Here is a 22,402-nt window from a genome sequence, read left to right as displayed (position 1 = left end):
GAGCACCTGAGCGTGACCAACATGTCCAGGAGTGCTTTTGACCTGGGGCGATAGGGCATTCCGGGGTTCTGATGGTCAGTAAGAGGACTTCACTCCCGAGGTGAAGACAAGTAGCGGGTGATCGTCGGCTGGACGTCAGCCCCGGAGATTCCCGGTAACCCTCCGGGGGGCCGACCGGTGGGACAGGCGTCCCGCGACGAATCTCCTTGCCGATCTACAGATGGCGACCTATCGTCGGCCCGCACCGCTCCCGACCCGAAGGCCGTTGATGTCTGTCCGCCCTGCCATCGCCCGCGACGCCGACTTCCTCTGGCGCATCCTGCTCGAGGCATACAACTGGAGCGGCGAGCAGCGGTTCACTGCCGAGCAGCTCGCCGCTGAGCCGCACGCCGCGCGCTACCTCGTCGGCTGGCCCCGCAGGGACGACTTCGGGGTCATCGCAGAGACCGACGCCGGCGAACCGATGGGCGCGGTCTGGGCGCGGCGCCTCCCCGAGAGTGAGCCCGGATACGGCTTCGTTGCACCGGACGTCCCTGAGCTGACCCTCGGCCTATTGCCCGAACACCGCGGCCGCGGGCACGGTCGGGCCCTGATGGAGGCGCTGATCCAGGCCGCCGCAGGGGGACTGGCCCCGGTCGCTCGGCTCAGCCTCAGCGTCGAGGACGGCAACCCTGCTATGCACCTCTACACTGCCCTCGGCTTCACCCGGGTCGGGCGCAACGGCAACTCGGACACAATGGTTCTGAACGTCCGGACCTGCCCCACAACACTGAGCATTCCTTGACTCAGGAGAGTGCCTCTGACCTGGGGCGATAGCGCTTGTCTAGCCTCGGGCTTTCACGACGTGGGTTGTCCGATGCTTGATCAAATAAGCGGAGAGTGCTCCTGACCTGCAACGATGGGACTTGTCTAGGGTCCTGTTGGCTGCACGGAAAGAAGCACTCTCCAGGTGAGCAAGCGTATCGGGTTGTACCCGCGTGTCCGCGTCGAGGGCGGTGGCAGCGGGACGGTTTCGCAGGCCGGGGCGGTGCTGCTGGTCGAGACGGTCCGCAAGTGCGGCCTGGACACCGCGATATCGACGGCACTGGCGCCGTGGCGCAAGCCGCGGACGGTGCACGACCCTGGCAAAGTCCTGCTGGATGTCGCGCTCGCGACGGCTCTGGGCGGGGATTGCCTCGCCGATGTCGCCATGCTGCGGACCGAGCCCGACGTGTTCGGCCCGGTGGCATCCGACCCCACGGTCTCCCGGCTCATCGGCTCCCTCGCCGCAGCCGGACCGAAGGCACTCACCGCGATCCGGTCGGCGCGGGCCGAAGTACGGTCGCAGGTCTGGGAACTGGCCGGGGTGAGAAGTCCGGCCGCCGACGGTCACGTGATCGTGGACATCGACGGCGTGCTCGTCCTTGCGCACTCCGAGAAGCAGGATGCCACCGCGACCTGGAAGAAGACCTTCGGCCATCATCCGCTCGTCGCGTTTGTTGACCACGGCCAGGCCGGTTCCGGAGAGCCGGTGGCCGCGCTGCTGCGGCCCGGCAACGCCGGCTCCAACACCGCGAGCGATCACATCGAAACAGCCCAACTCGCCCTGGCCCAAGTCCCCAAGCACCTGCGGCGGGGCCGGAAGACGCTGATCCGCACCGACTCCGCCGGCGGGACCCATGCCTTCCTCGACTGGCTCTCCCGCCGGGGCCGGTGGCTGTCGTATTCCGTCGGAATGACCATCACCGACGCCATCCACCAGGCCGTCCTGAAGATTCCGAAGAAGGCATGGACGCCGGCCTACGACGCCGACGGCACCGAGCGGCCCGGCGCCTGGCTCGCAGAGATCACCGACATCCCCGACCTGAGCATGTGGCCCAAGGGCATGCGGCTAATCGTCCGCAAAGAACGACCGCACCCCGGAGCCCAGTTGCGATTCACCGACCTCGATGGACTACGGCTCACCTGTTTCGCGACCAATACCCAAGGCGGCCAGCTCGCCAACCTGGAACTACGTCACCGCCGCCGGGCCCGCTGCGAGGACCGCATCCGAAACGCCCGCGACACCGGCCTGCGCAACCTGCCCCTGCACGACACCGCACAGAACCGGATCTGGCTGGAGATCGTCCAGATCGCACTCGACCTCCTCGCCTGGATGCCGATGCTCGCCCTGACTGCAGAAACCCGCCGCTGGGAGCCCAAACGGCTTCGCCTGCGGCTGTTCTCTGCCGCCGCCCAGCTGGTCACCACCGGCCGCCGCCGCTGGCTCCGCTTCACCGCCCGATGGCCCTGGACGGATGTGATCACCCGCGCGATCCAGCGACTTGCAGCCCTGCCGAACCCAGGCTGACCAGCAACTCCGACCGTCCCGACGAGCCACAGCAACATCCCGGAGCCGTGGAACCCCGGCGCCCACCCGACGCGATAGCCGGGCCGCCAACCTGCCCCAGCCCACGAAATTCCGCACCTCGCAAGCACAGAGTCCCCGTCAGCGAACCGACGAGGACTCATGAACGATCGAGGCTAGACCTCGATATCTGGGCGTCGCCGCCGTACCGGTCACTGCGCCGGTTCGGCGGCGACGATCACTTCGCGCATCATCTCGACCGTGTCCAGCCAGCTATGCCCGCGCTCGCAGATGATCACGGCCGGACTGTTCCACGAGCCACGCACCCGGAGCCTGGTGGAGCCGCACACGCCGCCGCCGGAAGGGCGCTCGCAGGCAACCGTGACCGGATCTGGCCACACAGGCATGGGAGGCTCGCCGTCTTCGAAGAAGGTGCTGTCGTCGAGCGCGGCACTCACGAACGACTCGTGCCGGATCTGCGACTCGGACACGGGCGGTTGCGCAATCAGCCGTCCGACCGCGATCTCACATTCCGCGTCGGAGTCTCCCCACGGGGGCGTGGCACCGTACGTCGCCGTGGTCCGCGCCTTCCCGCACACCACCTCAGGCGCCGCAGCATCGGCCTCGGCGACACCGAGCGGGATTTCAGCGATCGGCGTCCACGTGTAATAGCCGAGGTCGAGGTCCTGGTACATGTAGACAGCCAGGAGACGGCTGATGGTGATCTCAACGCGCTCCGGTCTGATCTTCCGCAACTGGCGGTTGAATTCGGCGTCGTGCACGGACGGGGACCGTAATGGCGCAGTCGGGTATCGAAACCCGCTGAATAGCTCGGGTAGCAGATGTTCCTGTTGTTGGAGCTGTACATGAGCCTCGCTAAGTTGGCGGTAGCCGCAGCGCGGTGAAGGCTTTGCGCGAGCGGTTCTGTCTGGCAAGCCCGCGAGGATGGGGGTAGGTCCTCCGGATTGAACCGAAGTTCGATCGTGAAGGTTCATCGCTCGACACGACCGAAAAGCAGCCCACTGCGCTCCGCCAGCCCGTAGACCTGGTCTGCCACAGGCAGCGTGTGAGTGCTCCCCATGGCGGGATTCCAGATCCGCACAATCCGGTCGTCGCCGGCGATGGCGAGGCAGGGGAGCCGTTCAGTGCGGCGAACACCGCCAACACGTTCACCGCGCCGGCGTGCCCGATGAGGGGCTGACCATTGAAGTGCCCGGGGAGCCGATATCCGTCGGCCGGGAGCACACAGTGGAAAGATCGAAGCAGAGGAAGCCCCCTGCGGTGCCCGCGACGAACAGGCCGTAGCCCCCTGCTAGTGAGTGAGCCGGTGCAGCCAAAGGCAGTACGGTCTCTGCGCCGTTGGCGGGGTTCCAGATCCGCACTGTCCCGTCGTCGCTAGCAATGGCAAGGCGGTGGGTACCGTCAGGTGCGGCGAAGACCGCCATTGCCCTCACCCGGCCCGTGTGACCGGTGAGCTGGGCCGTCTGGCCCCCAGTGGCCGGATCCCAGATCCAAACCTCCCCATTGCCGCTGGCAGTGACCAGACGGGGAGTACCGTCGGGCGCGGCAAAGACCGCCATCACGCTCACCCGGCCCGTGTGACCGGTGAGCTGGGCCGTCTGACCCCCAGTGGCCGGATCCCAGATCCGAATACTCCCGTACCAGTCAGCGGTGACCAGACGGGGAGTACCGTCGGATGCGGCGAAGACCACCACCTCTTCCACCCAGCCCGTGTGACCGATGAGCTGAGTCGGCTGGCCCCCAGCGGCCGGATCCCGGATCCAAACCCCCCCATTGCGGTCAGTGGTGACCAGGCGGTGGGTGCCGTCGGGTGCGGTGAAGCCCACCACCTTGTCTACCCGGCCGGGGTGACCGGTGAGAGGCTCGCCAAGTTGGCTTCCAGCGGCCGGATCCCAGATCCAAACCTCCCCGTTGCGGTCAGTGGTGGCCACGCGAGGAGTACCGTCGGGTGCGGCGAAGACCACCACCTCGTCCACCCAACCGAGGTGACCGGTGAGAGGCTCGCCAAGTTGGCTTCCAGCCGCCGGATCCCAGATTCGCACCGTCCCGTTGTCGCCAGCGGTGGCCAGGCGAGGAGTGCCGTCAGGCGCAGTGAAGACCGCCACCGCGTTCACCCGGCCGGGGTGGCTGGTGAGAGGCTCACCGCGTCGGCTTCCAGCGGCCGGGCGCCAGAGCCGCACCTCCCCGTTGTGGCTGGCGGTGATCAGGCGAGGAGTTTCATCAGGCGCGGTGAAGATCGTCATCGCGCTCACTCGGCCGGTGTGACCAGTGAGAGGTTCGCCGAGCCGGGTTCCGGCGATGGGGTTCCAGATCCGAATCGTCCTGTCATTGCTGGCGGTGGCCAGGCGGGGAGAGCCGTCAGGCGCGGTGAAGGCCGCCACCGCGTTCACCCGGCCTGTGTGCCCGATGAGCTGAGCCGTCTGACTTCTGGTGATGGGGTTCCAGATCCGGGTCCTTCCGTCGTCGCCAGCGGTGGCCAGGTGAGGAGTGCCATCGGGTGTGGTGAAGGCTGCCACCGCCCGCACTCGACCCGTGTGACCGGTGAGTGGTTCGCCGAGTTGGCTTCCGGTGATGGGGTTCCAGATTCGCACTGTCCCGTCGTCGCCAGCGGTGGCCAGGCAAAGAATTTCATCGGGTGTGGTGAAGGCTGCCACCGCCCGCACTCGACCCGTGTGACCGGTGAGTGGTTCGCCGAGTTGGCTTCCGGTGATGGGGTTCCAGATTCGCACTGTCCCGTCGTCGCCAGCGGTGGCCAGGTGAGGAGTGCCATCGGGTGTGGTGAAGGCTGCCACCGCCCGCACTCGACCCGTGTGACCGGTGAGTGGTTCGCCGAGTTGGCTTCCGGTGATGGGGTTCCAGATTCGCACTGTCCCGTCGTCGCCAGCGGTGGCCAGGCAAAGAATTTCATCGGGTGTGGTGAAGGCTGCCACCGCCCGCACCCGACCCGTGTGACCAGCCAGTTGAAGGTGGAGCGGGTGTCGCCGGACGAATCCTGCGATTAGGTCGGGGGGTGCTGTTCCGGGCCCGTGGGGTTGCGGCTCGGTCGGGGGTGGGGTGCCTTGGACGTAGGTGGTTCCGAGCCTTCGGAACCATCGGCGCCAAGCGGTGACGGCAGCGTCATCCTGCTGATCGAGTGTGGTGTCTCGGGCGTGGTGCTGAAGGAGAACAACCCCAGCGATGGCTGCTGGTAGGTCTGAGGGCAGGCCGTACCCGAGGACCGCAGTGGTGATGCTGCCGAGATCGAGGGCGTCTAGGACGCTGGGGTTCTCGCCTAGGACATCGAAGGCTCCAGCGCTGTGGCCGAGGCGGGCGTGGGCAGCGAGATGGTGGCGGATATAGGGATTGACGGTTGGTGGGGCTCCTCGGGTAGTGGAGCTGTCATGGGTGTTCGGCGGCTCCAGGACCAGGGTGGCGCGGTGGATCAGTGCGGTGGTGATGGCAGCGTGCGCTGGGATGGTGTCGGAGGCGCTAATGAAGTGTTCGGTGAAGGTGCGGTGGGCTAGTCGGTAGACGCTCTGCCCGTGCTCCTGGTCTAGGGCGAGATAGGGGGCTGCGTCATGCAACAGGTTAGGGATGCTGTCCCTGGTTCCCGTGTGGGCGGATTCGAGGGCGTCTGCGACAGTGGCCCAGATGCCGCCCTGATCTGGTAGGCCCCTGCCCTGTGCAAGGCCGAGGGCTTGAAGGAGAGGGGTGTAGTGGGGGTTGGTGCGGTGGAGGCGTTCGAGGGCGCGGGTGAAGAGCTGGCGATGAGTACGGCCGATCAACGGCGAGGGGTCAGTGACCAGATGGGGGTCATTGAGAAGTTCGTGGGCGGCGAGGCGGGCGTAGAGGAACTGCTGAGGCGCGACGCCACTCTGTGGGTAGTCGGTGACCAGACGTCGGATGAGGGCGGTGATGTCGGTGTCGTCGGCGTTCAGGGCACCCCGGTCCTTCGCGGAGGTCAGCTTGGCCTGCAGGTATCCGGCGAGGGCTTCCTGGTCATGGTCCACCTCGACCAATTCCAGGCGGAAAGTCGGTTTACCTCCTGTGGGTTGGCGTCGGGGCTGGAGGGTGTCGAGGAGGTCGGTGTGGGCGAGTGCAGGCTGGTCTGGTCTCTCCCGGGTGGAGCGCCGGGTCCCGATGACGAGGCGAACGGTCGGCAGCGAGGCCAGGGGGCGTAGGAGGGTATCGGCAATGACGAGGGGTTGTTCGGCTTCGTCGAGGGCATCGAATAGCAGCGTCAACCGGGTCTGCCGAGTACGCAGTTCGGTGATCAGTCGGTCGGCGAGGCCGGATGAAGGCCGTCCCTGGGTGGCCTCGTGGGCGAGGTCGGACAGGTCGGCGGCCTCAGCGACTAGCTGGAGGGAGCGGTTGAGGGTAACGCCCGATAGGTGGGCGACAAGGTCGAAAGGGTTGTCCGGACGCGGTGTGCTGGGTGGGAGTGGGCTCAGGTGGCCGTAGCGGACGAGGATGTCGCGCAGCTCGGTGCGGGTGTGCAGCAGGATGTGCCCGAGAAGTGCGGACTTGCCGGCGCCAGCGGGGCCGGTGACCACCAGGGCTCCCTGAGTGGTGGTGGTGAGCCAGTTCAGGATGCGGTCGCGCTGCGCGGTGCGGCCGTGGAAGTACCATGCGAGCTCGCCGAACTCGGCGCCGGAAGCCTTGGGCACGAAGTGGCGCCGCTCGTCGACGGACAACTGGTCGATAACGGACTGGATTTCAGCGAGTTGGTCGAGCGGCGCAGAGACGGCAGAGGCGACGTCGGGAAGAGTGCGGGTAAGTTGGTTGCGGCGTTCGGCGGTGTCATTGCGAAAGCCGCCGAGGTCTTCGCCCAGCTCGAAACCGAGCTCGGCGAGATGGATGGTGGACCGCCCGCGGAAGGTGATGTTCAGGACCCGGTCGAGAGCCTGCGCGAAGGTGCCGAGTTCGGCGTGGCCTCTGGCGGCGGTGGACAGCAATAGGTAGCGCTTGGCATCGCCGTATTCGTCGAGGAGTTCGCGTTGGACTTTCTGGGCGAAGCGATGGGAGAAGCAGGCGTCGAGGACGACGATCGCCCAGCTGTCCTCGGCGTCGGGGTGGAGCTGGCGGCTGGCGATCGCACGGGCGACTTCGTACGGGGTGATGCCGTCGTCGATGGGTGCGGGGGTGCGGTGGTGGGCGAGGTTCTCGGCGCTCCCGTGGCCGACCCAGTAGAGGACCGTATTGCCGTATTCGCCATCGGGCCGCTTCCAGGTGCCGAGGCGCTCCTCGACCGCCTGCCGGTCGCGTTGGTCCCCGGGTGTGGTCCACCGGTTGACGTGGAGGCCGTAGGGGGCGAGCAGGTGCGCAATCTTCCGGACGTGCTCGTCGGTCTCCAGGTCGGGGTTGTGCCGGTAGGCGGTGAAGTTCACCGGGAACAGCTCGACCGTGCCTCCCGTAGTCGAGAACTCTTCGAGCAGGTCGTTGGACGAGGGCGGCCCGTCCGCGGCCAGGCCGGTGCCGGCGGGTTCCGGGTGGTGGGCGGGGGTGTGCGGCGTGCCGGTTGTGGTCATGGGCGGGCTGCCAGGTTCAGGCGTCGGGCTCGGTGACGAGGACGAATTGGGAGATCGGCACGTGGCCGCCGGTATCCAGGACCACCCGGTACAGGTCGGGTGCGTCGGCGGTGAACCGGGCGGTGAGGGCTCCGTCCGTGCGGTCGGGGTCGCGGCGCAGGGTGAGGGGGTGTCCCGGGCGGCCGGTGGTGGCGCTGGTGATGTTCAGCGTCACGCCCGCTGGGCTGTCGAGGCCGGTGGCGTGGAGGGCGAGCGGTTCGCCGAACACCCCACCGAGGCGTGGGACTTCGAGGCCCGGGCCCTTGCTCTCACCGGCCAGACGGGGACCGGGGCGGCGTTCCAGGGCGATGTTGACCACCTGCCGCAGGACGTCGTCGTGGCACGTCAGCGTTCCGTGCTGACCGAAGATGTAGGTGATCGCCTCGGTGCCGACCTGGGCGGAGGGAAGGTGAACGGTGCCGTCGCCGCGCTTGTCACGACGCGTGGGGATTCCGGTGGCCGGGTCCCGGGCGAGTTCGCCATCCTCGTCGACGTCGAAGGAGTAGTAGCGGGCTGCGACGAGGGAGCGGTCGGCGCGCTGCTCCTGCAGGGTCTGCACGGTCGCCTGGGCCTCGCCGACGATCGCCCGGTGCCCCGGCATCACGAACTGGCGTTCCCAGCGGCGGGTGTGCGCGTCGAGGGAGCGCGCGGCCAGGTGGGCGTCGCCGCCGAACCGGGCGACATCGGCGGGGGTGAGGCGGTCGGCTTCCAGACCGCGGTCCAGGCACCGGTAGCCGGGCAGCAGGTCGTGGACGCCCGGCAGCGTTGCCGCCATTGCCTGCACTCGCTGCTGGAGCCACTTCGGCCTGGCCTCGGCGTGCAGGAGGTTGAGCGTGAGGACGGCGCTTGCCGAGCCGAGGAACGGCGTCCCGACCGTGATCACCGTCCGGGTGTCGGCGGCGAGTTCGGGGTCCTGCTCCAGCGCGGCCTGCACCACCAGCCCGCCCATCGAGTGCGCGACGAACAGCAACCGCGGCTGCCGGCCATCCGCCCCGGGCAGCGCCGCCGCCCGCTCCCGCCACTTGGACAGGTGTGCACGGGCATAGGAGGCCAGCGCCGCACCGTTGTAGTCGACGGACAGCCGCCAGTCGTACGGGAACGCCTCCACCGCGTCCTTCGCTGGGGTGACCCTCCGCAGGGCCTTGACCAGGTCGGTGTAGGGCTCAAGACCTTCGAGGATAGGCAGCCACCACGGCTTGGACACCAGCGCGGTCGCGCGGATCCGGGTCAGCGGCGCCCGCCGGAAGGTGTCGGCGTCGGCGGCCTGCTCCGACTCGTCCGCGTGCAGGCTGCGGAAAAGCCCGTAACCGGCTCTCGGGTTGGTGAGCATGGCCCGGTCCACCCCCCACAGCGGGCGGCTCGTGGCGGCGTCGTTCAGAACGCTGCCCATGATGCCGGGAACCACGATGCAGGCGTCCGATGTCCGGTCATCGCGTACCGGCGGTGTCCCTACACCTGTGTACGGCGCCGCATACCCGAACCCGTTCTCACCTACAGTTCTCATGCCACCCGACGATAGGGGAGCGTACCTGCCGCTCACACGGACTTCACCGAGAAAACCGAGGACTGCGGGCCGACCACGCTTCCAGTGGCGGCGCCCTCTCCGGCCTGTCGACCGGACCAGGTTCGTACGACCGGGGTGCGTCCGGGAACCGCCGGTGGTTGCCGGCTTCGGCCGGTAGTCTGCCGAACTACGGCCAGTGGGAGTTGAGTTCGGGAGGATGGCGTTGGAGAACTTCTTCGTTCCCAGCAAGGTCTGGAAGGGTGGCGGTCCGTTTCCGCATGTCCTCGTCCTGCTGAGCGAGTACGAGGAGTTCCGCGCCTACGCACGGGCCCACGCCGAACTGCTCTCCCAGTACGGCGAGCAGCTCGGGGTGATCCCGGAGCGGTGGCTGCACTCCACCGTCCAGGGCATCCACCACGCCCTCGACGCCGGGCAGTTGGATCAGCTCCGCGGCGCTCTGCGTGACGAACTGGTCGGCATGCAGCCCTTCCGGGTCCAGCTCGGGCCGGTGTGGCCCGGTGTCACCGCGGTGACGGTCGCGGTCTACCCGGAAGACGGGATGGCCGCGCTCAACGACCGGGTCCGGGCCGCGGCCGAGAGGGCGCCGGGCATCTCCCTGCGGAGGAAGGAAGCCAAGTACAGGGCGCACGCTTCCCTGGCGTACGCCCGTGCGGACTTCCCCGACCGGGACCTGAACCGTGCGCTGCGGGCGCTGCGGCCGCCGCGCGTGGACGTCACGATCGACCGGGTGCACCTCGTCAACCAGTACCAGCACCCTGACCTGGGCTACTACACCTGGGACGTCGTCGACGAAGTCCGGCTCGGCTGAGCGTCCGAGGGGTCTGGTGCCTGGGAGCCGGCGCGGATGGCGGTTCGGGCGGCGACATCGGCGGCGTACCCCATCCAGTCGCCGCCGCTCGCGCGCTGCCAGGCCACGGCCACGCTGATGTGCACCCCGAGCATCTTGGACAGGAGGCCGGCGGGCACCTGCTGGGTGAGGGCGAACAGCGCGGTGCTCCGGCCCTGCCGGGCCTTGACGCCGATCGCGTTCATCCGCCGCTGCAGCAGGCTCTCGTGGAGGGGCTGGCCCGCGCTGCGGCCGGGGAAGAGCCAGTGGCTCTCGGTCCGGATCAGGGTGCTGGCGCTGCGGGAGGCGACGAGGTCGCGCACGAGGGCGTCCAGGGGCGCGGGCAGTTGGATGGGCCGGGGGCCGAGGTGCAGCAGGACGCGGTCGCCGTCCTGGGTGACGTGATCGGTAGTCAGCCGGTGGATGCTGCTGGCGCTCTGGGCGTACAGCAGCACGAGGAGCCCGGCGACGCGGTCAGCGGTGGGGAGCGTCTCATCGTGCAGGAGACGGCGGGCGAGGGCCCAGCGTCCGTCCTCGTCGTGCGGTCCGGCCGGGCCCGTCCACCGGGTTGCCGGCGCTTTGATGCTGCTCTTGGCGTACCGGTGCCGCACGGCCCACCGGACGAAGGCAGAGCACTGCTTCGCGTACGCGGGCTTGGTGTTCAGGTACTTCTCGACGTCGGCCTGCGCGCATCGGCTCAGCGTCGTGCCGCAGCCTTCCAACCAGCGCAGGAAGGCGACGGCTGCCACCAGGTGGCTCTTGACGTTGCGCAGCTGCTGGGGGCTGGCGGGCTTGTCCTCCAGCCGTCCGCGCAGCCGCCGCAGCAGATGCCAGTCGATGAAGCCGCGCAGGGCGCGCTGGTGCTCGCCCGGAGAGTACCGGGTGATCGTCTCGTCCACTTCCCGTTCGAGCCGCACCAAGCCTTCGTCGCGGAACTCCAGGGCTCCGGTGGAGATCAGCATGGAGCGGAAGTGGTCGAGCGTCTTGCTCGGCGGCATGGCGTCGAGCGCGGCATGGGTGATCTTCGGGTGCTCGCGCACCAACGCGGTGATGGTGGACTGGACGTTCGCCTTGCGCAGCCAGGTGATCGCGTAGTTCGGATGGTCGACCTGGACGAGCCGTTCGCGAAGGCGGTCCAGCTCGGGTGCCGTGCTGCCGTCGGCGGCCGTGAAGACCTCGCGCAGGCGGGCGTCGAGGCTGCACCGGGTGCAGGGCGCGGTGGTGAGCTGCCACGTGGTGTCGCAGACCCTGCAGCGTTTCCAGAAGGCCGGGTCGGGGTTGACGCAGCGGGCGCACAGCGGGTCCTGGAGCGTCCCGCCGCGGACGAGGCCGCTGCCGCCGCATCCCGAGCAGACGATCCAGTGGCCTTTGCACAGGTCGCACAGGTGTTTTCCGGTGGCCCGGGAGACGGTCCCCCGGCCGGTGCGCCCGCAGATGGAGCAGGTGCGTTCAAGCCGGGGGCGGCACTGCAGGCAGACCGGGCCGGCCTCGGTGCGCCCGTACACGCGGCGCAGGTTGCCGCACCCGGTGCAGACCTGCCGGTTGCGCGGGTCGCTCGACCAGCACGGCTCGCAGAGCGCCGCACCGTGCTCGTCGCGATGGCTGATCGGCTTCGTCCTCCCGCAGCGCGAGCAGAGGGAGCTGTGGGCCTTCGCGGCGCAGTGGCCGCACACCCGTACGGCGCCGAGGGGTCTCCTCAGCGGATTGTGCCGGCCACAGGCGGGGCACGGGGGCACCACCACGGCCCGGACGCCCGCCGCGTGCAGTTCCTCGATGAAGCGCAGGACTCCCGGTACTGGCGCCGAGGCGCCTTCGCCGGTGAGCAGTTCGGGGCGCGCGATGACGGCGGCGGCGATCTGGCGGCGTCCGGAGGTGCGCTTGTCGGCCCGCTCCAGCGCGGCGGCGACCGTCTCGGGATCCACCGACGGGTCGATCCCTGCGACAGCCTCCACTAGCGGCGTCGTCACGTCGTCCGGGGCGTAGCAGCGGCCGCAGTACGGGCGGGTCAGGAGGTCACGCCCGCGGACCTGGTGTTCCTGGCCGCATCCGGTGCACGCCGCGTGCGCGGTCTGGGTGCCCACGCACGCGCGGCACCCCCACTCGCGCCTGGCGAAGGCGAGAGCAAGGCATGGGCGCCCGCACCGTCGGCACACCGGTGCGGCGAGCTGCTGGGCGCCGGCTTCTTTCAGGGCGAGCAGCAGTTTGCCGACGATGATCGGGGCAGGCGACTTCCCGGTACTCAGCACATCAGGAGCCGCGGCCAGTTCGGCGGCGAGCCGTCGTTGCCGGGCACGTTGCTGGACGACTGCGGCCGTCACCGCGCGGACGACGGTGCGCGGGAGTGAGGTCTCCACCCGGCACAGGACGTCGACGAGTTCGTCGAGCGGTTCGGGCGGTGCTTCCGCGTCCTGGTCGTGCGCGGCGGCGGTGCTCACGTGTCCCCTCCGGCGATCCTGGCCCGCTTGGGCCGCAGGCTGCCCAGTCCGGATGACAGGGACTCGGTCGAACCGCCGCTGGCCGCGGCCTTCTTCGGCCGGCTCTTGGCGCCCGCGACGCTGACGGGTTCGATCAGGTCTTCCATGCGGCAGTCCAAGAGGTCGAGCAGGGCCATGAGGATCTTCAGGCTCAGCCGCTCGGGCCGCTCCACGACCAGGCGGTAGACCTGGCTGGAGGAGAGTTTGATCCCGCGTTCCTCCAACGGCTCCATGAGGTCGGTGGTCGAGAACATCCCGCGGTCGGCCATGACCTTGCGCAGGTGCCACTGGTAGTCGAGCTTGGCGGTCGCCACGTCGTTTCCCTCTCCTCGTCACACCCCGGCGAACGCCGGAGCCAGTGCCTTCTGCAGGGAAGTGTTCATGAAGTCGTCGCTGACGTGGGTGTAGATCGCCAGGGAACTGTCGCACTCGTGGCCCACCTGCTGCTGGATGAAGCGCCGGTCGACCCCGTCCTCCGTCAGGTGCGTGACGTACGAGTGCCGCAGGGAGTGGGGAGTGAGCTCCTTCGGGAGCTTCAGTGCATCGCGGTACTCCTCGAACCGGTCGTTGATCGAGCCGGGCCGCAGCCGGCCCCCGCGCTCGGTGATCCACAGGGCCGGGTGGTCGGGGAATCCGAACAGCGGCCGGACGTTCTCGGCGTAGTCCTGGACTGCCTCGGCGGCCCAGGCCATCACCGTCAGGACGTTCCGCCGCCGCGGGGGCTGGCCCTTCTTGGCCTTGCCGTAGCGGACGTTGAGCGTCCCGTATCGGCCGAACTGCGGGGCCTTGGGGTTCCTGCCGAAGTCCACCGTATCCAGCTTCGACGCCTCGGTCCGGCGCAGCCCCCACCCGTAGATGACCTTGAACAGCGTGGCGTCCCGGTAGGCGGCCAGCGCGCCCTTACGTCCGCTGCGGAGCGCCCGTTCGACCTGGTCGTCCGTGAAGTTGAGGAACCGCTGGAGCTCGGTCCGGGTGAACGGCCGGGCCTCGGGATCGCCCTCGTAGCCCTGGAGGTGGGGGATGGTGTTCCACTCGTGGCAGATCGCCACGGGGTGAGTCCCGAACCTCTCCTCGCAGACCAGCGCCCAGCTGTACCGCGGGTCGATGATGTACTCGGAGAACAGCCGCAACGTGCCCTGGTAGCCGCGGACCGTCGAAGGAGCGAGCCCCTTCTCTGTGGTCAGGGTTGCCGACCACTCGTCCATGTGGGCCGGGGTCCAGAGCCACGGGTACTCGTTCGTGTAGACGTGGAAGGCGCGGACCTGCATCTCGCGAGGCCCGTACGTTCCCCTCCTCAGATTGCGGGCCTGTTGCTGCGACCTCCAGCCGCTTAGCATCGCCTCCCACACCGCGTCCTCGGGACGGAGATGAACCACGCCCGAGACGAGTTCCAAGTTGGCCGATCCCGCCAACTCCACCCTCGGCTGACGCACCATGAACCGATCCCTTCTGACGCATAAATCATGCATCAGAAGGGATCGGCTCGCCAAGTAGGCAGGTAGAGCAGCGTGTTGCGACGCCTCTGTGGGTAGGATCGAAAGGCTCGCCGATCAGGCGACCAGCGCGAACGCGCCCATCTGATGCAATTCCCGAGGCTTTAATGGTGCAGTCGGGGATCGGAACTTCCCGAATAGCTCGGATAGCACGGCGCCCACTTGTTGAGTCCGAACGAACCGTCATGGGCCGAGCCGGCACGCTTGGCTCTTCTTTGGGGATGGCGTGGCCAGTCCTCACGCGACTTGGCGGATCTCGGACTGACCAGCCAGCAGCATCTCGGTGACCGGCGCTGGGGAGTATCCCGTCTGGGAGGACGACTTGTCGTGCGGCTTGGTGTACGAGCATCGGCAGCCCTCCCACTACGCGCCGCCCGGCTTCTTGGGCGGCGTGCGCGAAACGGCTGGGCCAGGGACGGTATACGACGTCCATGAGGGTGCCGGTGCCTGGTGTCCACAGCGAGGCGAGGGCATCCGCAGCATGGGGTGGCAGAGCGGATACGACGAGGTCGACGGCCAGGTGATGGTCGACGGCTGTCCACGGCTTGATGCTGATCCTGATGCCGATTCGTTCGGCCGTCGGCCGGAGCAGGAAACTGGCCCTGCCTGTGTCACGGGCGATCACGACTGCCTGATCGCAGCCCAGTTCGCGTCCGGCAGCGAGCGCTGTGCTGGCCGTCGCCCCCGCACCGAGCACGGTGACGGTGGTGGCGGTGGTCACGTCTGCCTCGCGCAGGGCCTGCATCACGCCGTAGAGGTCGGTATTTTCCCCGAGGAGTCGGCCGCTGGGTGTCACGACGATGGTGTTCGCCGCGCCGATCCGCGTGACCGTGTCCGACACCTCGTCCAGGAGCGGGACAACGGTCTGCTTGAGCGGCATGGTCAGCGAGAAGCCGCGCCAACTGCCGTCGAAGGTGCCCAGGAAGTGCGGCAGATCCTGTGGTTGGCATTCGATCGCGTGGTACGTCCAGGGCAAGCCGATCGCCGCGTAGGCCGCCCGGTGCAGAACAGGCGACAGCGCGCCGTCGACGGGGGACCCGAGTAGGGCGAGCCGTGTCACGGCGCTTGGTGGAGCATCGCGGCCACTCCTTCGTCGCTGTGCTCGTAGGCGATGCCCCGCAGCACGGCGACGGGGGCGCCGCGGCCTCGCTGTCCGAGGATCAGGCCGGCTGCCGCGGCCACCAGGTCAGTCAGGGTCTCCTCCTGCCGCTTCGTCTTCCCGCCGGGCTCGGCGTGCTCGGTGACACGCAGCGGTGCGATGCCCGCGGCCCCGATGCTGATGACGGTGGCGCCCCGCCGGTCTGCGCGTCCGTCGGAGTCGGCGATCACCACGGCGACGGTGGCGCCGCTGAATGCGGTGATTGCGTCGCGCAGCGCGCGGGCAGATGCGTCGGGGTCCTTGGGCAGCAACCACGCGCCGTCGGGCCCGGCGCGGTCGATGCCGGCCGACGTCAGCTGATATCCGAGGTGGTGCCGGGCGATGATCGGCCCGCGCTCGCCGGCCACGAAGTGGGCGCTGGATTCTCCGAGGATCAGTTCCACGATCTCGGCCGGTTTACCGGTGCGCGCGGACAGGTCGAGGGCAGCCGGGCTGGGCGTCACACCCGCGAGATCGACAAACCGCCCCTCGGCGATCGAGACGACCTTCGAGGCGACAACGATCACATCGCCGTCCTGCAAATCCGTGGCCTGAGCGGACAGGACATCCGTAATCAGGCCAGAAAGATCATCGCCGCGGGTGACGGTGGGGAAAGGCTCCAGGGCGAACGCGCGGAAGGCGCCGGTGGTGCTCATGAGATGCGGCTCCGGGTGGAGTGGGCGGTCAGGACACCGAACAGCCGGGTGTGGGCGGCGGCTAGCGTACGCGGCCGACGTCGCCGCCCGGTCCGTTCGCTCGCGCTCGGCGGACTGAGCGGCGATCCTCAGCTGCCCGCACCGAGCGGGATCGTCGCGACGTGGTCCCACGTGATCGTCTTGGCCTGTGCGTCCGCGGTGACGTCCACGAGGTGAACGGCGTCCACCCCCATCGGGGCGTGCCCCGGGCGTACTCCGTTGCGCAGCTTCCTCTGGACCTGGTCGGAGTCGCATTCCTCGGCCGCGTATCCGAGAGTGAGGTGCGGGACCTTGGCGGGGTAGCCCGTCGCGTCGGGCCCGCGGACCGTCTGGATCGCGGCGCGGACGGTGGTGTGGAGGTCGTTGAGGGGCTCGTCGGGATGGACGTCGGCGATCACTCCGGTCTCGTACGACTCAAGCGATCCGATCATGATGTCGAACGGCTCGACGTCCGCGAGGCGCTTGCCCAGCTCCGCTACGAGGGCGTCGCGTTCGGCCGGAGTGATCGCTGCTCCCACACGGTCGGTTATCTGGTCGACGGTGATGTGCAGCCAGGGCGGCGCAACCGGTGTGATCGGGAAGTCCTTCAGCGCGTCGTGCGCGCGTGTGACGAGCGCAGTCAGCTCACGGTCTTCTTCCCGAGGGCAGATGTAGACGTGGAGCAAGGTCTCACCCTCGGGCCACACATCCTGTGCATGCTGCAACACGAACGGTTTCATGACGCGGGGTCCTTCCAAAGCGGGCGACTTCTCAGCGCAGACAGCCACTGGGAAGGTAGGGCCTGCTCCGCCTTGAAAATTGATGCCAGCTCGGGAACTGATAGCGTCGCCAGTCCTCGTGCTCGGGCTGTCTGCCAGGCACGAGATAGGCGGTCGAAAAGGTCAAGGACTTCGGGCGGGCGAACCCAGTAGACGTTCTCCTCGGCGACCGCGTGGGCGCTCGAATGCACCTTGCTCTTGGGCGATGCGAGTAGACACACCGAGTCGCCTGGGGCAGCCTGCTCCTGGTCTTTCTCTGCTGTCCGCAGATGCGCACCGGTTTGCCGGACCTGATCGGCACCAATCTGCCCAGTGTCCTTCGCCTGGCTCTTCGCCTCCCATACAACCCACTGGGCTTCGTTGAAGATCCACACAGCATCCGGGAGGGCGTCGCCTTCATCGCCTTCGTTTCCGTAGCTGGGCTGCGCGCCGGCGAGCCTGCCGAGGTGAACAAGTCCTGCTTCGTACGCTGTGTATTCGGCGCCTTCCAGCCCGGCCCGCGCACTGAGAAGGGCCTCGAAGGCTTCGACGCGAGCCAGATCCGTGGCCGCAAGGATATTACGCATTGCGACTTCATCGGTGAGGGCGAGTTCGGGTGGCTGGGGTGCGGCATCGCGCTCGGCCGGGGCCGCAAGGTGTGACAGCCAGGTAGTGCCCTGGCTGTTCTTCCAGGTCTCCCGATAGTAGATGTCCGCCGTTTCCCGGAGGCTGGGATCGCCGGTCTTGTCCGCGAGCTGACGAGCGATGCTGAACCCCAGGTAGCTCCACAGGGCCCCGTACCGCTTGGGCGTGCGGTCGCCGCGGAGCTTGTCCAGGACGCTCCTGATGGCATCGAGTGCGAAGTGCTGATCGCCGGACCAGATGGCTTCGGCGGCAACGACCTCGTGTCGCACAGCCCGCTGCAGGTCAGCTACACCGGGAGCTTCGGCGCGACTGTAAGTTTCGCGAGCAGCGACGATGTCGTCGTCCACGGCTGCCCACGCTTCCGCATGCTCGGTGAAAACATCGAGATTCTCCAGCATTGCGGTCGAGGAGAAGCCCAGACTGGTATCGACGCCGAATTCGAGTTCTGCATGGATCTCGGGGTGCATGACCGCCTGAGTCTCACGGCGTGTCAGGTACGAGGTCAGATCCCTGCCCAGTACCAGCACGGCGGCGTGGTCACGAAGGTTCCGCGTTGCTCGACCGCTGCCCTGCTGGATCCGGGCTCGCATTCGTTCTTGAAGGACTTCCACGGCACCCAAAGAGCCATGGAGAAAACGCTCTTGGAGATCTCCCTTCGCGGGCAACCCGACCAGGACCACCAGACGGCATTGACCATCGGGGAGGTCAATGCCGTCGTAGCGGTTGTTCAGTACGAGGGCGGCGGCCGGTTGGGAGGTGAACCGGCTGAGGTCGTCCTCGACCTCTTTGGCGGTGAGGGTGGGGTAGCCGGCTGGTAGGAAGTGGCTCCGGAAGGTGTTGGCGGTGCGGCTGTCCGGCGTCAAGACGACGGCCCGGCCAGCTTTGGCGATGACGCCAGCGACGAAGGGGGCGAGCTTCTGGTTGTCTGCGGCAAGGTCTTCGGCCAGTTCAGGGAAGGCGAAGAACCGACGGCCAGTACCTTCCTTGTCCCACCCTGCCGGGACGGGAATCCGCTTGATCTTCCGTCGGCCGAAGCTGCGCTCCAGCTCACCGCCGGCGCCCAGAGTCGCGCTCATGTAGAGCCTTCGGCTGGGTTCGCTGAACGCGGGGTGCTGGAAGGTGGGCGAAATCAATGGTCGGATCAGGATGTGGTTGTACGAGATGTAGACCATGCACCTGGCCGCCCTGCCCTCGATGAACCGCCATGCATGAGTGGCGTCCTCGCTGACCTTTCCCATTGCGACGGCGTTGCTCAACGCCGTTTCGAGTTCGGCGGACTGGGCGGCAACGCCGAGCGGCGAGGCAAGGTAGACGCTGGACAGGTACTGGCCATCCGGGGTGGGGGTAACCAGCCGCTTGTAGACCAAAGGGTCCAGCGCTGACGAGAGTGCCGACAGCACGTCGTTGTAGGCGCTCTCGTGATGCGAACGGGAGATCTCCAGACTCCACGGCCCAGCAACGTAACCCTCCGCAGCATGGGCATCATCCAGGACCAACAAGTCGGCACCCGCCAACGCTGGGTTGGAGTTGAAGACGTGGCTGTAGACGCTGACCGCGACAGCACGACCGGAGTCGAACTGGGCCCGGTCGGCCTGATTCCAAGTCGGAACCCGGCCGGTGAGCAGAACCTGCGGGATCCCGTAGTCAGCGAGCCTGCTGGCTGTCTGCCGGGCAAGTTGCTTGGTGGGGCAAAGGTAGGCGACCCGGCTTCCCTCGCTGCGCCGGAGGAACTCGCCGATCAACCCTCCGACCAGGGTCTTCCCCGCGCCTGTTGGAAGCTCAATTGCCACATCAGCATCGGAGTAGTGCTCGGCGTGCCACCTCTCCAGGACCTTCGACTGGTGGCCCCAGACCGAATCCGGTCCGTTGTTCGACCGGGCTAGCAGCCGATACAACTGCTCGGGGTCATCAGCTTGGTTGATTGGGCCGCTGCCGCTCCGGCGCTGAAATGCCACGAAATCTCCGCTTGGTAAGTGGGCCTGAACGGCAGACCACGCCTGCGGCCAGGGGAGTTCGATTGTCTCGCGGCACACGGGCAGGTGCACCCTCTTCAGTCCAACATGAGCCAAATTGAGGCCAGTACCGGCGAGGTGCTGGCGAATGGGGCCGTGCAGAGGGCACGAGTGTTCGCGCTGCCGGAACTACGACCAAGACCATCGCCCGCTACGGCTGGTGGGATCCGGCGGCCGGGGGTTTGGCTGGCTATACACGAAGCCCGCCGAAAATCAGGAGCTGCGCGTGTACCGGGCCGCATAGCCTCGTGATTCGCCCATCATGCGGTGACCCCGATACTAGGAGGCAGGCATGGCCGCCGACAGCCCGACGACGTGGGAAGAGCTGCTGGCCGGACCGTTCAACATCCACTTGGTCACGACCCACAACAACCTCCTCCTCGCTGCGATGCGGGACACCTTTAACCTGACCGACGAGGCGTTCCACCGGATGATGCGCGCCGATCACCTCCGGGTCACCCGGACCCTCGCCGAGTTGGACATTGCCTACAGCAGCCTCGCCAAGGCGCTGATGCCGGACCACCGCCGCAGGGAGATCGCTCTCCTCTTCGACTCCGCGGTGGCCTCCCTGAGCTCCAACGGCTTCTACGGCATAGACGTGGCGGAGGCGTGGATAGCCGGTCTGCCACGGCCGAGGAAGGGCGTCCCGGTCAATTCGATCCTGCGCGGCGACATCCTCCACGACTGCGCCGACGAGGTACAGGCGGCCATGGATGAGAGCGTCGTCTACCACCAGCCGTTCACAGTCATCCACCCCTCTCAGGTGTACTGCGTATACGTCACGAACCTCTCCGAAGAGCAGGCCAACACGCTCACCGCCAGCGCTGCTGAGCACCCCGCTTATATCGGGCACGCCGACTGCACCGACCGCAGCGCCCTTAAGGAGCACCTGGGTCTGTCCCTGATGAACTCGGGCCTTCGCGTGGGCGACATGATCCTGGAAGGTGTGTGCGAAAGTGGTGCCGAGCCAAACGGCGCGGGGCTGCCGTTTGAAGCACTCGGCTTCACGCCCACAGCAGTGATCGACACGCTGTTCCTGCCATTCCTCGGCTACCGCATCAACAGCCACCTCACCGGCCAGAACCGCGAGGACAACCGCTCGGCGCTCGCCACGCTCAGCCCTGACGCCGCGCACCTGGAGTCCCCCGACATCTGGATGACCCCAGGCCGGTACGGGTACCTCCAGGACGGCAAGCACCGGGACTCCATGGAGCAGGCCGGCCTGCTCCACCTGAAGCAGCCCGCGTTGGATGTCGCGGTCAGCAAGCTGGTGGCACAGGGGCATCTGTACAACCTGCGCCTCGACACGTACGGGAACCTGCTCTACACAGCGCTGGTCGACGTCGAGATGGAGGACGGTAGGTACCGGACCTTCACGATCGGACTCCGATTCAACCCGAAGGACAAGCGCGTCGAACTGATGACGTTCTTCTGACCCCGCCCCGGAGGCCCGGCCCTGCACGTGCGGCCATGCTCGCGGCCGGCCGGGAACAGAGAGCCGTAGGGAACCAAGACGAGGCAGCGCAGTGGAGCGCGATGGCCCGTCAACTGCTGCTGGGCAAGCGGGCGAGTCGGCGCGGCCGCAGTATCCGAACGGTCTCGGGCGGACTGCCGACACTCGGCAAGCACGGATGACTGGAAGGACGAACTATGGCAAACCTTCGGGCATTCCGAGAGATCCAATATCCGACGCTACCGTTATACGACACGGCGAACTCCGACCGGCTCAACAGTGCGCTGCGCGCCCTCACCCCGCGCCGGGCACCCCTGCACGTCGACACCCTCCACCTGCTCAATGTCCGTTACGACACCGCGGCTGATACCGGCGGCTGGCGTATGTCCTGGGAGACCATCGCTGAAATCCCGCTCGGAGGCTGACCCGACTACCCCGCACGCCGCTACCGTCGCGAATGACGCTGCGCGCCGCCAGGACCCAATAAGATGCGAACCAAGAAGAAGCCAGGTGAGCGTGGTACAGCCCAGCCAGCGGATGCGCGAGATCGGCGTCGTCCAGTACGGCGCCCCCGGGTACGAGGGTGCCTGTCCCTCTTCGATGTCCGCGACATGGCCCCCCGCCCGCTGGTGTTCACGGTTCAGACCACCACTCTCGACGACACCACGGTCACCACCGCTTACGAGCGCGGTCTCGCGCGCCTCGTCGCTCATGAGGTCGACCACCTCGACGGTCTGCTCTACACGTCGCGGATGCGTCCGGGTGTCGAGCCCATTCCTGTCGGGGATTACCCACAAAGTGGCCGTGCCTAGCCTTACGACTCCTGACCGCTTCCGCAAAGTCCTCTGCTTGAGCAGGGGACCGTTCATCCCCCGTCCTGCGAAGAACAAGGGGGGTGTCCTACCGGCCTTCCAAGTAGTCGGCGGCGCGTTCGGCAGCCTCATCCAGGGACAGCCTCCGGCGGGCCGACGGCTGTTCTCGCCGGCCCACGCCGCGTAGATCTTCAGTGGTTCGATCCGCTGCCCTGTCCCGCGACAACAGGCTGGATCCCCGCTGGAGCCGAACTTCCCGCCGACGCTCAAGCAGCCGGGCCACCCTGCCCCACCGCACACCAGAATTCTGCTCATCACTCATCGAGCAAGATCATCTCATTACCCCTTTGGCACGGATCCCCCACCGCACGTTCGTCCTGCCGGTAAAGCCGCCCGATCCGAAGTCGGGGGTCGGTTCAGCAGCTCGGACACCGGCAAAGGGCATCCCCGTCGATCGAGCTCCGATCGACATCGGTCGTCGAAGCTCAGTCGCCAAGGAGGGGACGGTTCAACTGATCTACGTGCACGCCCTGGGATCACGTATGCCCGCCTCGCAGACTTGGCGCCGCTGCTCGGGCTCACGATGCCGATCGATGTACGCGAACCCAGCGACTACGTCAACGTGCCGGGGCTATTCGTTCAGCAGACAGCGGCCTAGCTAACGAGTCGTTTGCGGTGAGACGCCGAGCCCTGACCGTG

At 67.6% G+C, this 22,402-nt stretch carries 16 protein-coding genes; 6 read left to right on the top strand and 10 right to left on the bottom strand.

The annotated features are described in order from the left end of the window. Nucleotides 1–268 precede the first annotated feature (268 nt). Complete coding sequence (locus OG306_RS29890; protein ID WP_371665817.1) at nucleotides 269–784, top strand: GNAT family N-acetyltransferase; 516 nt, start codon at nucleotides 269–271, stop codon at nucleotides 782–784. 165 nt (nucleotides 785–949) lie between these two features. Further along, nucleotides 950–2,329, top strand: a complete 1,380-nt coding sequence (locus OG306_RS29885) for an IS1380 family transposase (protein ID WP_371665816.1) — start codon at nucleotides 950–952, stop codon at nucleotides 2,327–2,329. Between the two features lie 209 nt (nucleotides 2,330–2,538). On the opposite strand, the gene OG306_RS29880 is transcribed toward OG306_RS29885, so the two are convergent. The 3 genes from OG306_RS29880 to OG306_RS29870 all read right to left on the bottom strand — a co-directional run bounded on the left by OG306_RS29880 (nucleotide 2,539) and on the right by OG306_RS29870 (nucleotide 9,397). Further along, nucleotides 2,539–3,108, bottom strand: coding sequence for a hypothetical protein (locus OG306_RS29880; protein ID WP_371665815.1), 570 nt, complete (start codon nucleotides 3,106–3,108; stop codon nucleotides 2,539–2,541). A gap of 387 nt (nucleotides 3,109–3,495) precedes the next feature. Beyond that, entirely contained in the window at nucleotides 3,496–7,854 is a 4,359-nt protein-coding gene (locus tag OG306_RS29875) for a hypothetical protein (RefSeq protein ID WP_371665814.1), read from the bottom strand. A 16-nt stretch (nucleotides 7,855–7,870) separates the two neighbouring features. Further along, nucleotides 7,871–9,397 carry an esterase/lipase family protein gene (locus tag OG306_RS29870; RefSeq protein WP_371665813.1) on the bottom strand — a complete coding sequence of 509 codons (1,527 nt, stop codon included), beginning with the start codon at nucleotides 9,395–9,397 and terminating at the stop codon, nucleotides 7,871–7,873. Between the two features lie 217 nt (nucleotides 9,398–9,614). Between OG306_RS29870 and OG306_RS29865 the strand changes: the two genes are divergently transcribed. Continuing rightward, nucleotides 9,615–10,226, top strand: coding sequence for a 2'-5' RNA ligase family protein (locus OG306_RS29865; protein WP_371665812.1), 612 nt, complete (start codon nucleotides 9,615–9,617; stop codon nucleotides 10,224–10,226). Here the strand turns inward: OG306_RS29865 and OG306_RS29860 are convergent. The 7 genes from OG306_RS29860 to OG306_RS29830 all read right to left on the bottom strand — a co-directional run bounded on the left by OG306_RS29860 (nucleotide 10,187) and on the right by OG306_RS29830 (nucleotide 19,381). After that, a complete protein-coding gene (locus OG306_RS29860) occupies nucleotides 10,187–12,679 on the bottom strand; it encodes a site-specific integrase (protein ID WP_371665811.1) in 2,493 nt (830 codons plus the stop codon). The genes OG306_RS29865 and OG306_RS29860 overlap by 40 nt on opposite strands. Next, the gene (locus OG306_RS29855; RefSeq protein ID WP_371665810.1) at nucleotides 12,676–13,032 is read right to left on the bottom strand and encodes a helix-turn-helix domain-containing protein; all 357 of its coding nucleotides are present in this window, start codon (nucleotides 13,030–13,032) and stop codon (nucleotides 12,676–12,678) included. The genes OG306_RS29860 and OG306_RS29855 overlap by 4 nt, the downstream gene beginning before the upstream one ends. An 18-nt stretch (nucleotides 13,033–13,050) precedes the next feature. After that, the gene (locus OG306_RS29850; protein WP_371665809.1) at nucleotides 13,051–14,154 is read right to left on the bottom strand and encodes a tyrosine-type recombinase/integrase; all 1,104 of its coding nucleotides are present in this window, start codon (nucleotides 14,152–14,154) and stop codon (nucleotides 13,051–13,053) included. Between the two features lie 25 nt (nucleotides 14,155–14,179). Next, nucleotides 14,180–15,271 carry a shikimate dehydrogenase gene (locus tag OG306_RS29845; RefSeq protein ID WP_371665808.1) on the bottom strand — a complete coding sequence of 364 codons (1,092 nt, stop codon included), beginning with the start codon at nucleotides 15,269–15,271 and terminating at the stop codon, nucleotides 14,180–14,182. After that, nucleotides 15,268–16,005 carry a coenzyme F420-0:L-glutamate ligase gene (locus OG306_RS29840; protein ID WP_371665807.1) on the bottom strand — a complete coding sequence of 246 codons (738 nt, stop codon included), beginning with the start codon at nucleotides 16,003–16,005 and terminating at the stop codon, nucleotides 15,268–15,270. Before OG306_RS29840 ends, OG306_RS29845 begins: the two co-directional genes overlap by 4 nt. 128 nt (nucleotides 16,006–16,133) lie before the next feature. Further along, on the bottom strand, nucleotides 16,134–16,763 hold the full coding sequence (locus OG306_RS29835) for a 2'-5' RNA ligase family protein (RefSeq protein ID WP_371665806.1): 630 nt from the start codon (nucleotides 16,761–16,763) through the stop codon (nucleotides 16,134–16,136). Beyond that, complete coding sequence (locus OG306_RS29830) at nucleotides 16,760–19,381, bottom strand: DEAD/DEAH box helicase (RefSeq protein ID WP_371665805.1); 2,622 nt, start codon at nucleotides 19,379–19,381, stop codon at nucleotides 16,760–16,762. The genes OG306_RS29835 and OG306_RS29830 overlap by 4 nt, the downstream gene beginning before the upstream one ends. Nucleotides 19,382–19,730: 349 nt before the next feature. Between OG306_RS29830 and OG306_RS29825 the strand changes: the two genes are divergently transcribed. The 3 genes from OG306_RS29825 (at nucleotide 19,731) to OG306_RS29815 (ending at nucleotide 21,703) form a co-directional block, all read left to right on the top strand. Continuing rightward, complete coding sequence (locus tag OG306_RS29825) at nucleotides 19,731–20,873, top strand: hypothetical protein (RefSeq protein ID WP_371665804.1); 1,143 nt, start codon at nucleotides 19,731–19,733, stop codon at nucleotides 20,871–20,873. Nucleotides 20,874–21,088: 215 nt separating this feature from the next. Further along, nucleotides 21,089–21,316: a hypothetical protein gene (locus OG306_RS29820; RefSeq protein WP_371665803.1), complete on the top strand. Its 228-nt coding sequence runs from the start codon at nucleotides 21,089–21,091 to the stop codon at nucleotides 21,314–21,316. Between the two features lie 63 nt (nucleotides 21,317–21,379). Beyond that, nucleotides 21,380–21,703: a peptide deformylase gene (locus OG306_RS29815; protein WP_371665802.1), complete on the top strand. Its 324-nt coding sequence runs from the start codon at nucleotides 21,380–21,382 to the stop codon at nucleotides 21,701–21,703. The last annotated feature ends 699 nt before the right edge of the window (nucleotides 21,704–22,402 follow it).

Origin of the sequence: Streptomyces sp. NBC_01241 (assembly GCF_041435435.1) — a bacterium.
GTDB lineage: Bacteria > Actinomycetota > Actinomycetes > Streptomycetales > Streptomycetaceae > Streptomyces.
This window is presented reverse-complemented; position numbering and strand designations above follow the sequence as displayed.

Coding starts and splice junctions, on each gene's coding strand:
- OG306_RS29870 (WP_371665813.1), bottom strand. CDS start 9,397: ATGAGAACTGTAGGTGAGAACGGGTTCGGGTATGCGGCGCCGTACACA.
- OG306_RS29865 (WP_371665812.1), top strand. CDS start 9,615: ATGGCGTTGGAGAACTTCTTCGTTCCCAGCAAGGTCTGGAAGGGTGGC.
- OG306_RS29825 (WP_371665804.1), top strand. CDS start 19,731: ATGGCCGCCGACAGCCCGACGACGTGGGAAGAGCTGCTGGCCGGACCG.
- OG306_RS29875 (WP_371665814.1), bottom strand. CDS start 7,854: ATGACCACAACCGGCACGCCGCACACCCCCGCCCACCACCCGGAACCC.
- OG306_RS29820 (WP_371665803.1), top strand. CDS start 21,089: ATGGCAAACCTTCGGGCATTCCGAGAGATCCAATATCCGACGCTACCG.
- OG306_RS29815 (WP_371665802.1), top strand. CDS start 21,380: ATGCGAACCAAGAAGAAGCCAGGTGAGCGTGGTACAGCCCAGCCAGCG.
- OG306_RS29890 (WP_371665817.1), top strand. CDS start 269: ATGTCTGTCCGCCCTGCCATCGCCCGCGACGCCGACTTCCTCTGGCGC.
- OG306_RS29835 (WP_371665806.1), bottom strand. CDS start 16,763: ATGAAACCGTTCGTGTTGCAGCATGCACAGGATGTGTGGCCCGAGGGT.
- OG306_RS29840 (WP_371665807.1), bottom strand. CDS start 16,005: ATGAGCACCACCGGCGCCTTCCGCGCGTTCGCCCTGGAGCCTTTCCCC.
- OG306_RS29850 (WP_371665809.1), bottom strand. CDS start 14,154: ATGGTGCGTCAGCCGAGGGTGGAGTTGGCGGGATCGGCCAACTTGGAA.